The sequence below is a fragment of the Rhodothermales bacterium genome (assembly GCA_034439735.1).
Lineage (GTDB): Bacteria > Bacteroidota > Rhodothermia > Rhodothermales > JAHQVL01 > JAWKNW01.
The window spans coordinates 1-13,099 of the sequence record JAWXAX010000019.1; the positions used below are offsets into that span (position 1 = coordinate 1).

A 13,099-nucleotide genomic window follows, 5' to 3' on the forward strand; every position below is an offset into this window, starting at 1 on the left:
CGCCGGGGGGGAGAAAGGGCGTGAAGGGGGCGAGGCGTTCGAGGATTTCAGGCCGGGAGAGGCCGTAGACGCTGCCGATGAAGGACAGGAATTCGAGCGGCGAGAGGTAGTCGAGCAGGAAGGAGCTGTCCAGATAACTGCCGACGTGGCGCTTCCATTCTTCCGCCAGGGCGACCGGTTCGTCGTCGATGAGGACCTCGCCGTCGTCGGCCGGCAGCAGATCCAGCAAGAGGCGAAGGAGCGTCGTCTTGCCGGCGCCGTTGTTGCCGACGAGGCCAAACGACTGCCCGCGCTCGATCGACAGGGCCGGCACATCGAGCGCAAAATGGTCGCTGTAATGTTTCTTGAGCCGGTGGACCTCAATCTTCATATTTCCTGAACCCCATCGCCATCTGATATTTTCGGCTGAGGAGTTGTTGGGTGAAGTATTCGCTCCATTTCCTGGAAAACACGAGGCTGGCCACGCCTACGCCCCCGATGAACAGCAGCGCCGTCCAGCGGATGTTCTGCAGCAGAAACAGGGTGATGGCCGGCGGCAGGACGGTTGGGACGATCCAGAGCCAGTGGGAGAGAGAGAACCCCTCATAATTAAAAAAGCTTCCGCTCCGCGCGATATCCACCCGGTGCTGGTTGCGGACCGCCAGCGCGAGCATGAGTACGCTGGTGACGCCGGCGTTGTAAAACAGGAACGTCACGTGCAACAGCAGCAGATCCGGGTTCAGCCAGATGAACAGCGGCAGGCTGATCAAGAAAAACAGTAAACACGAGCCCTGGAGGATCATCAACTTCGCCAGCACCATCTCCTCTGGACGGATCGACCGCGCCAGGAAGCCGTCGAAATAGATGCTCTCCCACGCAAACATCAGCTGGCCGTAGTTGAGCGCGAACGTGCCCGAGGCGAACAATCCGATCACCGCATTGATGGCTTCGCTCTGAAACATGTCGGTATCCGCCAGCATCAGCGAGATATAGGCCAGCGCAAAGACGACGCTGAGCAGGAAATAGTGTTTCGGGCGCTTGTTGCGCCAGATCATGCGTAATTCGAGCATGATGAGGTTCATGACCTGGCCGCGTTTCGGTCCAAAAAAAATCGCCCTCCGCAGGACGCGCGGGCTGCCGTTCGCCTCGGGCGTCGAACGAAGGTTCTGACGGATGACAGCGCTGGAATACAAGAAGATGCTGACGGTGCATGCCGCGATCAAGCCCAGAAAATACAGGTTGCCTGCCGCGAGTTGCCCGAACAACACAAACGACATCAGGCTCACGAAGTGGGTCTGAATCACCTGGTCGATCACCAGCAACGAGGCCATCGCGGAGATGGCGATCAGAAAGTGGAGCGAGTTGCGGCTGAGGACCGTCCGCAGCAGGTTGATGGCGAAGTGGGAGAGGAAGAGAAACAGCGTAAAGCCGGCCAACCACGTCAGCGACCCACGCAGCTCGTAGCCGCCGGCAATGAAATACCGCAGCCAGAACGGTAGAACGAACAGGTAGGGGATGACGTTGTGGAAGCTGAGAAGCGAAAACAGCTGGTAGAAGCGGACGAGGCTTTTACGCGGAATGGGCAGATGCAAGTAGGGACGAATCTTCATCCGTGGCCCCTGTTGCAGGAAAAATCGCATCGAAAACATCCCCAACAACACTTCGATCAGGTGCTGGTTGAGGAAGCTGACGGAGTCGATCCCCGCCGGCGTGCCCCGAAAGACTTCCTTGAAAAAGAAGCCCATCCCGCCGAGCAGTACCGTCACGTACAGCATTACCATCCCGCCGGCCAGCACCGTCAACCACCGATTACGCCGGCTCAGCGATCGCGTGAAGCTCTTCCAATGATGGGCAAGCAGATGACGATACACCGCCATCGTCGGCGGGGCGGGATGGAACATTCGCGGGTGGAATTACATGTACGCGAGGCGAGAAATACGCTACCCATACCCGGCGCGCGCATCCGGGTGGCGGGCGTAAGGTAACAACCAGTCATGACACTTTCAGCTAGGCGGCGGAATGACGCATCCGTGCGAGGACGGTACGCCCCGTCACCTACGGGCCGGATCCACCGGGGCAACGCCCGCACGGCGCTGTCGGCGTGGCTGTCCGCTCGTCGTCAAGGCGGCGCATTCGTCTGGCGCCTGGAGGATCTGGACACGGCGCGCGCGGACCCGGAGCTGGCACGGGCGGCGATCGACGACCTGCGGTGGATGGGAATCGCCTGGGACGAAGGGCCGGATGTCGGCGGCCCGTTTGGACCTTACACGCAGTCCGAACGCACGGCTTTGTATAATGACGCTCTCCGCAACCGGAGGCGAAGTGGGGTTTGTGGATCGGGTGTTCGGGATCGTGCGCGAAACCGTGGCCGATGCCGTGGGGGACATCGTCCTCCGCCGGCGAGGTGGCTACTATGCGTACCAGCTCGCCGTCGTGGTGGACGATCTGTTGATGGGCATCACGGAGGTCGTCCGCGGCGCTGACCTCCTCTGGTCCACCCCCCGTCAGATACAGCTCATCGAGGCCCTCGGCGGCACGCCGCCGGCCTACGCGCACGTCCCGCTGATGCTCAACGCAGACGGCCAGAAGCTCTCCAAACGCAACGCCGGCCTCACGCTCGCTTCCCTGCGCGATGCCGGCGCGCGGCCCGAACAGGTCGTGGGGTATCTGGCATACTCCCTGGGGCTACTGCCCGCGCCCCGGCCGGCGACGGCGGTTGAGCTGATCCCGCTGTTCGATTGGGGGATGATCCGCCCCGAGGATTGGGTGTTGCCGGCGGAATTCATGTAGGGCCACGCCCTGGCGTGGCCGTTCAACGTTCAACGCGTTTTTTGCGTTTGCGCAAACCCGAAATCGATCTCGCCCGTGTTCGGATTCGCGCCTTCCACGCGGACGCGGACGGCCAGGCCGGGGTGGTAGGACTTACCGTTGTGCGACCCGATCAGCGCGAAGCGCAACTCGTCGTATTCGTAATAATCGTCGTCCATCTCCCGCACGTGGATGAGCCCTTCGAGCAGGAGTGACGGGATTTCGACGAAGATCCCGAAACGCGTCGCGTTCGTGACCACGCCCTCGAACGTGTCGCCCAGGTGTTTGAGGGCGTAGAGGGCCTGTTTCTGTTTGATCGAGTCGCGCTCGGCTTCTTCGGCCTTCCGCTCGCGTTCGGAGCAGTACTCGCAGCGGGACTCCAGGTCCTCGTTCGCCGGCCCGCCGGCGGCCATCCCTTTCAGGAGCCGGTGCGCCATCAGGTCCGGGTACCGGCGGATGGGGCTCGTGAAGTGCGCATAGTGGCTGAACCCGAGGCCGTAGTGGCCCACGTTTTTGGTGCTATACGCGGCCTTGGCCATGGAGCGGAGGGCGGCGTATTTGATGACCGGCTCGGCCGGCTTGCCGCGGACGGCTTCCATGAGCGCGTTCAGATCCTGCGGTCGCACCCGGCCATCCTTCAGCGGGAGCATGAACCCGAAGGCCTTGACGTAGGTGGCAAGGTTCGTGAGGCGCTCGGCGTCCGGGTGGTCGTGCACGCGGTAGACACCTTTGCCGCCCTCGGCCTTGTGCCGGCCTTTCGCCAGCTCCTGCGCCGCCATCTTGTTGGCCAGCAGCATCAGCTCCTCGATCAGGAAATGGCTGGCGATCCGGTCCTTGCGTTCGATGGCCACCGGGTTGCCGGCGGCGTCGAGGCGGACGCGCGTCTCGGGCATGTCAAAATCAATAGAACCCTGCGCGTGTCGCTTCTTACGGAGTCGCTCGGTGAGCCGGGCCGCGCGCTGGATGTCCGGCGCGAAGGGCTCGCCGGCGAGGCCGCCATCGATCACCGCCTGGGCTTCCTCGTAGGTGAAGCGCCGGCCGGAGTGAATGACGGTTTCATGGAAGGCGTAGTCCGTCACCTCATCGTTGGCATCGAGCGTGAACAGGCAGGAAAACGCCAGCCGGTCCTCGTTGGGTCGGAGTGAGCACAGGTCGCCGGAGAGGCGCTCGGGCAGCATCGGGATGGCGCGGTCGGCCAGGTAAACGCTCGTGGCCCGGAGGTACGCCTCGCGGTCGAGCGCGCTGCCGGGGGACACGTAGTAGCTCACGTCCGCGATGTGCACCCCGATATCGACCCCGCCATCTGCCCGTTCCTCGATGTGGATCGCGTCGTCGAAGTCGCGCGCGGTTTCGGGGTCGATGGTGAAGATGCGGCGGGCGCGGAGGTCGGTCCGCCGGCGGATTTCAGCCTCCGGGATGTCACTTGAAATGCCATCGGCCTCTTCGAGCGGGGCGACGGGGAAGCGTTCCGTGAGGCCATGCCGGCGCATGAGGGCGCGGGTGAGCGTATCCGGGTCGTCGGCGGCGCCGAAGAGTTCGACGATGTGGCCGTTGAACTGGCGGCGGAAGGCGTCGAAGTCGTCCAGCCCGACGAGCGCTTTCTTGAAATGCAGCGGCTGGTCCGCCGGCGCACTCGTCACGTTCACCTTGTGCGGGAAGGTCGGGTCGTCCGCCTCCAGGTAGACGAGTTTGCCCTTCTGGTAGAGCGTCCCGATCAAGTCCATCTTCGCCCGTTCGAGGATCTCGACGATGACGGCCTTACGCCGGCCGCCGCTCGTGCGGGCATCGCCGAAGCGGATGCGGACGCGGTCGCCATTCATGGCCGAGCCGGCGTCGTCGGGGCGGACGGCGAAGCCGTCTTCATACCCCTCCACCTCCACATAGCCGAACCCCTCGCGGTTGAGGCGGAGAAGCCCTTCGGCCAACTCGCGCCGACTGCTGCCATACTGGATCCGAGCGCCGACGGATTTTATCTCCTCCTGCTTTTTCATCTCGTCCACGACGGTCAGAAACGTCTTGTGCGCTTCGTAGGTCGAGTAGCCGAGGAGTTTGGCGACTTCTTTCGGATGGAACGAGCGCGCGCCGTTGTCGCGCAGGATCTTGAGGATGTCGGCTTTGATGGCGCCGGGTTTGACGTTACCGGGCTTGATATTACCGGGCTTGATACTACTGGACCTGGGGCTTTTGCCGCCGGCCTGCTTTCTGGGTGTTGCCACGCTGGGAGAGGGTAGGTAAGGATTGCCGCTATTGTACCCGGGGTGGGCCGGGAGGTTGCCGGGGGATGCGCCGGCGAGCTTTCGGGCGGGCTCCCTACCGCCGCGCCACCGGCTCCGCCGCCTCTCGCCTCCCGAACAACCGCCCCCACAACCTCCGCCACGAGGAGAACTGGGTTTGGTACGACAACCCCGCGCCGCGAGTGCTGGTCAGGGCGTTTTCGGCGAGTACGTCGCCCTCGCGGCGGAGGAAGACCTCCACGGACACGCTGGGATTGAGGCGGACTTCCACGGTGAACTCGCCCTCGAGGCCGCTCTGGTACTGGGTCTGTTCGTTCTGGTAGACGCCCTGGCCGCGGATCACCAGCCGCTCGTCGAGCAGGTAAAGGGCCACGCCGGCCGTCACACCCGGGTCCTGCAGGCTCTCGCCCTGGAGGCCGAGGTTGAAGTCGATGTTCGGGATGGCTTCGTTCAGAAACCGGTTCAACTGGCTGGCCACCAGTTGCGACACGCTGCTAAACGCCAGCTGCTCGCCCGAACTCGTGAGCGCACTTCCGCCGCCGCCGGCGACATTTTCGGTGGTGAGCAGGAACGAGTTGGTGAGGAGCACGCTCGTCGCAAAATCCGTCGAGCGCTCGGGTTGGTTGAAGATGGCCTCGATAGCGGCGTAATTGCCGCTGTAGTTGCGGTCGCTCCGGTCGGTCTCCAGTCGCAGCGCCACTTCCGGGGTGGAGACGCGGCCCGTAACGTCGAGCTTCACGATGAGGGGGATGAAGGTCGTTTCGCTGAGCGCCTGCCCGGGCAGGCCGGCCGGCGAGGCGCGGGTCTTGTACGAAGCCGGAATGTGGATCGCGGCGTCGGTGGGGTTGCCGTCCCAGGTGAGGGTGCCTCCGCTGTCGATGAGGAACCGCCGTGCGAACACCTCGCCGGCAGTGAACAGGTAGTCGCCGGAGTCGATGTTGAGCGTCCCGTACGTCGTCAACTCGCCCTCCCTTCGCTGGAGCTGAATGCGGCCGCTACCGACGGCGTTCATCACATCCCCCAGCAGCGGATCGAACACGAGGTGGATAGTGGAGCCGGATGGGGCGAAGATGTTCAGATCCATCGATAACCCCTCGATGAACCGCCGTTCCCCCACGGGGCGCTTCGAAAACAGATTCGGGCGGTACGTCAGCCGGCGGTAGTCCGGCACGGCACCCGTCGAATCGGCGTAGATGAGGAAGCCGACATCCGACAACTCTTCTTCCTCGGTGATCGGAATGTAGAGTTCGCTGCTGGAGGTGGTGACGGCGTTGTTGGATACCAGGAAGGCGTTGGAGGTGGGGCCGGTGAGGGTCGTGTTACCGGAGGCCCAGATCTGCCCAAAAAACGGCAGGTCTTCTCCGGTGGTGCGGTTCATGATCAGAAACTCGTCGAGCACGCCGCGGAGGTCGAAGGAGAAATACCGGTAGTCGTTGAACAGGAACGACCCCTCGATCCGCGCCGACCCGCCTGTCTGGTCGCGGACAATGGCGTTGCCGAGGTGGATGCCCCGCCGGTCGACGGTGATGGGCGACGCGGCGTCGCGCAGCGCGAGGTTGAATCGGGGGATGTCCAGCGCCCCGTCGTGAAGGGCGAGTTGCGCGTCGAAGAGCGGGTAGGAAAAGTCGCCGGCGATGGTGCCGTTGCCGGCCACATAGCCATTCACGTTGCGAAGCAGATCGGGGAAGATGAACTCGAAGAAAAAGACATCGGCCCGTTCTATGTTCACGTCCAGGTCCAACGATCCGGCATCCACGAAGCCGGTCCGCTGGCGGTTGTAGACGGGCAGCCGGCTCGTGCCGGCGATCTGCAGGGCATTTTCTTCGTAGTTGGGCGTCACGGCCGCGTCGGGAAGTAACAGGCGGCGCTCCCCTTCGGGCACGGGGGCGAGGTCGATCGTGAGGCCGACATCCGGCAGGCCGGGCAGGTAGCGGCTGGTGAGGGTGAGGTTGCCCAGCACCCGGTTGTCGAGCGAGAGGTGGTCGATCGCGAGGGCGCCGGTAAATTCGGGCTGCAGGTCGTGTGAGGTAAAGGCAAGCCGGCCGCTGACGAGGCCGCCCATGGGGATGATCATGTTCGCGAACTCCGAAAACGGGCGGATGCCAATGTCGTCTACATGGATGAACGTCGTGTCGGCGCTGCGGGCGGAGAGCACGCCGCTGGTGCGGATGCGCTGGGTGCCGCCGGCCAGGGCGGACGGGCTTTCGAGCACGAACTCGGGCAGGACGATGGCGTCGCTGTAGACGTCGATGGGGCCGGACGAGACGGTGGTCCAGGCGGAGGAGCCGATGGACAGGGCGAGGTCCTGCAGGGTGAACCGGTTGCGGTCCGGCAGTAGATCAAGCCGCGCCGACAGGCGCTGGGAGCCGGATCGCGGGCCGCTCTGGGTGAGCACGGTGAAGCGTCCGCTCCGCCGGCTGAGGGTGACGGCCATAGAGGGGTGCCGGAAGTAGTGGCCGGCGAACAGGAGGGAGTCCGCGGCGAGGGACGCCTGCATCTCCAAATTGTCCATCAACGGCGTGTCGAGGTGGCCGGTGAGATGGAATTCGATGTGGGGGGACTGGCTCTTGGTCAGCGCGGTCTCGAGGGAATCGCCCGAGAAGATGCCGGCGATCCCCAACACGTCGGGCCCTACATCGATGCGCGCCTCGCCGTGGAGGTCGGTGTCGAGTTCGGCGAAGGTCGGCGGGAAGGCGCCGATCAGGAGGTCCGACCGGTGCAACGCAAGCCGGATGTCGATGTGGAGGATGGAATCCGCCTCGGCCTCGGCGATACGCTGTCGGGCGTGGCGCTGGAGCTGTTCCCGGTAGAGGGCATCGATGGTGGACGCGAAGGCGCGTTCGGTGAGGGCGTCTTCTGCCTCGTTGGGCGTGAGCGCCGGCATCCGCGGCTTCTTGCGCTCCTGCTCGAAGGCGCGCGCCAGGCTTTCGCCCCAGAGCCTGCCCAGCGCCACGAGCGGCGCCGCGAGCACGTCGCCTTCCGCCGTGAGGGTGAGGGCGTCGCCATCGAGTTCGAGCCGGCGCTGGCCTACTCCCCATTCCTGGAGCGTGAGGGTACTCGTGTTGGCCAGAATAGGGCGCGGCTCGTTGTCGCCATAGGCCACGGAGGACGAGTCGATGGCGACCTGGACGCGGCCGAGGAGGTCGTTCCAGGTGAGGCCCTCGCCGCGGATTCCGAAACGCGCGTTGAGATCGGTGCGGAGCGAGTCGTTGCCGAGCGCCGCGCCGAGGTCGAGCCGGCGCAGCGACAGTTCGCCTGAAAACGCCGGCGTGGCGGCGCCGAGGTCGAGCCGGCCCTCGGCCTCGATCCGGCCAGCGCCGTCGCGGTTGGCGAAAAGAGCGGCATCCCAGATGCCGTTGCCGGCGGCCACATAGACGTCCAGCGTATCGACGCGGTGGCGGTTGATAGACGACGGGCTCAAGGTGAGCCGCAGCTCGCCGCCGGCGCGGGGCAGCGTCGCGCCGTCGCCATACAGCAACAGCGCGCCGTTCAGATCGGTCGATGGGGCGTCTTCGACGGCGATGGAAAGGTCGAGGGAGTCGACGGCCAGGTCGGCCCGGTAGGTGAACGTCTGGCTGGCGTCGCGCGCGAGGTCGAGCGAGCCGGCGAGGTGGCCGGCCGGGCTGTGCGCGTCGAGGGCGAGGGCGACGGAGAACGGCGCGGCGCCTTCGCCGGCGACGGGGTGGAACGCGCCGCGCACATCCAGACGGTCGATCTCGATGGTCCCGAGCGCCTGGATCGAGGCGAAGCGGCCGGCGGGGAAGAACGCCTGGAGGTCGTGGCCGGAGAAGCGGCCGGGGTCGATGCTGAGGGCCAGCTGCAGCGAGTCCGGGTACCCGACGGCGCTGGCGGTGCCAGAAATCGCGGTGACGCCGCGCCGCAGGTTGAAGGCCGGCACCGCAAAGTCGCTCAAGGTGCCCCGGAGCCGTGCCGAGACCTCCAGGGTGTCCGCGGCGGTCAGCCGGGGGAAAAAAGAGCGGAAGTCGGCCGGCGCGATCCGGCTGTCCATCAGTTCGAGGTCGATTTCGGCGTCGCCCGGGATGTCGGGGAAGTGGGAGATGTGGTCCAGGCGCCCCGTCATCGTCAGCGACGTGCCCCCGAACTGCAGCCCCACCTGGTTCAGCTCCACCTGGTCATCCATGATCACGAACTGACCGTGGACGTTTTCGATGTGCTGACCGGTGGACGGGAGGTCGCTGGAGAAAAAATCGACATCCAACAATTTGATGTTGGAGACCCACTCGACGTTCATCCGCGTCTGGATGTGGGTCGTCTGGAACCGGGTATAATCGAACAGCCGGCCTTCAGCGACGGCTGTCGGCGTGGCGCCGAGGTTGTGCGTGTGGACGGCCCCGTCCATGATCCGGATGTCGGCGGACGTGAACTCCCAAGGATCGTCGCGGATGCGCGGGTTTCGGCGTCTGAAGAGGTCGCCGATGTTCCAGGAACTGTCCGGCCGGAGCATCAGGTTGAGCTCGGGCTGGATGAGCGTGATGCTGTTGAGGGACACCGTACGGCGGAGGAGATCCTGCCAGCGGAGCCGGACGACGGCGGCGTCGATGGAGGCGACGAGCGCGCCGTCTCCATCAAGGAGGTGGACATTGTGCGCGTAGAGGGTGTTGAGCAGGTTGCCCTGCAGCTGGCCGATCCGCAACTCCCCGTGAAACGCCTGCCCGAACTGCCGCTCCAGCTGGATCCGCAACCCGTCCCTCCCGACCTGCGTGCGCGTCAGGGCGAGGAACAGGACCGCGCCGGCGACGACTGCATACACGAGGCCTTTAAGCACGCCGCGTGGAATGTTGAGCAGTGCGCGCATGAGAACGGGGTTTCAGCGAACGGGGATCTGGCGGTAGGGAAGGCGTCTATCGAGCGGGGGGATCGATCAGGCCTGGCTGGCATATTCCCACGCCGCGTCGATTGTTTCCTCCGTCACCTGCTCGGCCACGGTGGCTTCGCCGATGCGATGGAGGACGACGAAACGCAGGCGGCTGCCGGCTTTTTTTTTGTCGGCCTGCATCGCCTCCCGCAGTGCTGACCGGGAAAACCCGGACAAGGTTCCTGACACGGGGATGCGGCGGACCAGCCGCTCGGCGCCGGCGATGTCCAGCCCGGGGTGCACGGCGCGCGATAGGTGCAGCGCGGCGATCATCCCGATAGCCACCGCTTCGCCATGGGTGAACGTGCCGTATCCGGCCACCTTTTCGATGGCGTGGCCAAACGTGTGGCCGAAATTGAGGATGGCGCGCCGGCCGGACTCGCGCTCGTCCTCCTGAACCACGTCGATCTTTATCTGCGCCGCGCGGTGCAGGATGCCGGGGATCAGCACCATGTCGCGGGCCAGCACACGGTCCCAGTGCCGATCCAGCGTTTCAAACAACGCCGCGTCCGCGATGAGCGCGTGTTTGACGACCTCGGCGAGGCCGCTGAACCACTCGCGTTCGGGGAGGGTGCGAAGGGTTTCGAGGTCGGCATACACAAGGTGCGGCTGGTGAAACGCCCCGATCAGGTTTTTGCCGGCCGGATGGTTGATGCCGGTTTTTCCACCGATGGCGCTATCGACCAGTGCGATGAGTGTCGTCGGGATCTGGACGAGCGGCACGCCGCGCAGGAGGGTGGCGGCGGCGTACCCCGCAAGGTCCCCCACGACCCCGCCGCCGAGGGCGATGACGGGCGTCTTGCGGTCGATGCCGGCTTCCAGCGCGGCGTCGTAGATGTGCTGGAGGTATTCGGGGGACTTAGAGGTCTCGCCGGCCGGCAGGGTCACCAGCCGCGGCCACCAGCCGGCCGCCTCCAGCCCCCGCCGCAGCGCCTCGCCATACAGCGGCGCCAGATGCGCATCGGTCACTAGAAGGCAGAGCCCCGCCGGCAGCCCCGCCTCACGCATCCGAGCGGGCAATTCGGCCAGCGGGCCCAGGACGTAGGCGTAGCGCCGGCCGTCCGGCAACACTACCGGGATCGGAGGGAGAACGGACATGGGATTAGCGAGTAGCGATTCGTGCTTAGCGAGTAGCGATGGGTCGGGATCGGTTGGGGAGGTTGACCGTTCAACCCGCGGTATTGGCGTTGGTCGCAATGTACCGCGTATCCTCGTCAAAGCCAGTACCACTGGATCGGAATCAGTAACTCGAACCACCTCGGCGCACATCGCCAATCGCCAATCGCTAATCGTTACTCGCTAATCCAATGCACGTGATCCATGTAGACGGCGCCGGCTCCCACAGTCGGCTGGTGTTTGAAGAGCGCCCGATACCGGCATTCGGGCCCAATGACCTGTTGGTGCGTGTGCGGGCGACGGCGTTGAACCGGGCGGATTTGTTGCAGCGGAAAGGGATGTACCCTCCGCCAGAAGGGGCGAGCCCGATCCTTGGCCTCGAAATGGCCGGCGAGGTGGAGGCGGTCGGGCATCACGTGCGGGGCCGGCGCGTGGGCGACCGGGTCTGTGCGCTACTGCCGGGTGGGGGGTATGCGCAGTACGCCGTGGTGCCGGCGGAAATGGCGATGACGCTGCCAGACACGCTGTCCTTCGAGGAGGCGGCTGCCATTCCGGAAGTGTTTCTCACGGCGTATCAGGCGCTCGCCTGGCTCGGAAAGCTCCAGGCCGGCGAGACGGTGCTCGTCCATGCCGGAGCGAGCGGTGTCGGCACGGCGGCTATCCAACTCGCACGTACGATGGGCGCGCGCGTCATCGTCACGGCGTCGCGCCCCAAACACGCCGCCTGCCTGGCGCTCGGCGCCGAGGCCGCTATCGACTACCGCGAAGAGTCGTTTGACGCCGAGGTGATGCGCCTCACCCACCGGCACGGGGTCGATGTCGTGCTCGATGTGGTCGGGGCGGACTACTTCGAGCGCAACATCGAGTCCCTCGGGGTCGACGGCCGGCTCGTCATCCTCGCGCTCATGGGCGGCAGCCGCGTCGAATCCATCAGCCTGCGGCACATCTTCCGAAAACGGCTCCACATCCTCTGCTCGACGCTTCGCAACCGGAGTGACGTGTACAAACTCGCACTTACTCGGGACTTTAGCACCGAAATGCTTCCCCGTTTCCAGGCGGGCGAACTCGCTCCGGTCATCGACACGGTCTACGACTGGACCGACGCCGAGACGGCGCACAGCCGCATGGAGGCCAACCTGAATACGGGGAAGCTGGTGCTTCGGGTTACCTGAAGGGTGTTTCGCGGGGCCTGCAAGGACACGCAAAATATGGCGTCTCTACGGTTTGGAAACCGACGTTTTTGCCTGTTTCTGACCCTCGCGCGTATCGTCGCTTACTTAACTCGCATCATCTGACGGATGGCTACATAGTCCGCCGTCTCCAGGCGGTAGACGTAGAGGCCGGAGGCGACGCGCGAGCCATCGAACGCTACCTCGTGGTAGCCGGCCGGCAGCAGGCCATCCACCCGATCATCGACTCGTTCAGGGTGACGCGGCGGCGTAGGCCGTGCCGTATTATCCGTAGAAATCCGATTGGATGAGGCTACTCGGCGACGTCGTCAGCGTGCTGGCCTTCATGGCCACATCGAACCCGCCGATCAGATTCCAGCCGGCGACGAGCGGCACCGAGAAGAGGTTCCAGCCGGCTTAAACCGAGATGTCCTCACATGGCCCCTCGGCGTACTTTTCGATGACAAGCGTCGTGATCTCCTGGTCACTCAAGACGTACTTTGTGGTGGTGGCCATGTCGATATTGACGATGCCGCCATTGATCGTATCTTTACGTCGAAAATCGCCCGCCAGCAGGGTGGTCGGGTCCCACGTAAACGTGAACGAGTGGGTGCCCGATAACGTAATCGTCCAGGTCGCCCGGGCGGAGGCGTTGCTGCGGTAGTCGGTATCCGAAAACGTTTTCCCATCCGGGAAGCGGAAGCGAGCGCCGAAAATCCCGGGTGGCGGGTTGGGCGGCGTTTCGGTCTCTCCGCAAGCGGCATTCATTGCATCCGAGGCGGGGGAGGACTGGCCAATAGTCAACGTGGCGACACTTTTCTTCGCGTCCTGCACAAGATCGGCGTTTCCCATGCCGCCCCGCAGGCTGACAGGGCAGGCACCGGCTGGGCGCCAGGGACGGCGAACGATGTCAGAAT

9 protein-coding genes are annotated in these 13,099 nt (G+C 64.8%); 2 read left to right on the forward strand and 7 right to left on the reverse strand.

Annotation, left to right across the window (positions count from 1 at the left end; all coding sequences use genetic code 11):
* Together SH809_00905 and SH809_00910 are read right to left on the reverse strand one after the other, a co-directional pair.
* The coding region (locus SH809_00905) for an ATP-binding cassette domain-containing protein (protein ID MDZ4698235.1) at window positions 1-370 on the reverse strand (370 nt) is incomplete at its 3' end.
* A complete protein-coding gene (locus SH809_00910) occupies window positions 360-1,880 on the reverse strand; it encodes a DUF5687 family protein (protein ID MDZ4698236.1) in 1,521 nt (506 codons plus the stop codon). The genes SH809_00910 and SH809_00905, both read right to left, overlap by 11 nt.
* A 394-nt stretch (window positions 1,881-2,274) precedes the next feature.
* On the opposite strand from SH809_00910, the gene SH809_00915 reads away from it, so the two are divergent.
* Entirely contained in the window at window positions 2,275-2,769 is a 495-nt protein-coding gene (locus SH809_00915; GenBank protein MDZ4698237.1) for a glutamate--tRNA ligase family protein, read from the forward strand.
* Window positions 2,770-2,798: 29 nt separating this feature from the next.
* Here SH809_00915 and rnr read toward each other — a convergent pair whose 3' ends face one another.
* The 3 genes from rnr to aroB form a co-directional block, all read right to left on the reverse strand.
* Window positions 2,799-5,003, reverse strand: coding sequence for a ribonuclease R (gene rnr / locus SH809_00920; GenBank protein ID MDZ4698238.1), 2,205 nt, complete (start codon window positions 5,001-5,003; stop codon window positions 2,799-2,801).
* A 94-nt stretch (window positions 5,004-5,097) separates the two neighbouring features.
* A complete protein-coding gene (locus tag SH809_00925; protein ID MDZ4698239.1) occupies window positions 5,098-9,837 on the reverse strand; it encodes a translocation/assembly module TamB domain-containing protein in 4,740 nt (1,579 codons plus the stop codon).
* Window positions 9,838-9,903: 66 nt separating this feature from the next.
* Window positions 9,904-10,995 (reverse strand): 3-dehydroquinate synthase, encoded by a 1,092-nt coding sequence (gene aroB, locus SH809_00930; protein ID MDZ4698240.1) that lies wholly within the window; start codon window positions 10,993-10,995, stop codon window positions 9,904-9,906.
* Between the two features lie 209 nt (window positions 10,996-11,204).
* Here aroB and SH809_00935 point away from each other — a divergent pair, with 209 nt between their 5' ends.
* Entirely contained in the window at window positions 11,205-12,185 is a 981-nt protein-coding gene (locus SH809_00935; protein ID MDZ4698241.1) for an NAD(P)H-quinone oxidoreductase, read from the forward strand.
* A 101-nt stretch (window positions 12,186-12,286) separates the two neighbouring features.
* Here SH809_00935 and SH809_00940 read toward each other — a convergent pair whose 3' ends face one another.
* The gene (locus SH809_00940) at window positions 12,287-12,418 is read right to left on the reverse strand and encodes a hypothetical protein (protein MDZ4698242.1); all 132 of its coding nucleotides are present in this window, start codon (window positions 12,416-12,418) and stop codon (window positions 12,287-12,289) included.
* Between the two features lie 181 nt (window positions 12,419-12,599).
* On the reverse strand, window positions 12,600-13,034 hold the full coding sequence (locus SH809_00945) for a hypothetical protein (GenBank protein ID MDZ4698243.1): 435 nt from the start codon (window positions 13,032-13,034) through the stop codon (window positions 12,600-12,602).
* Window positions 13,035-13,099 lie beyond the last annotated feature (65 nt).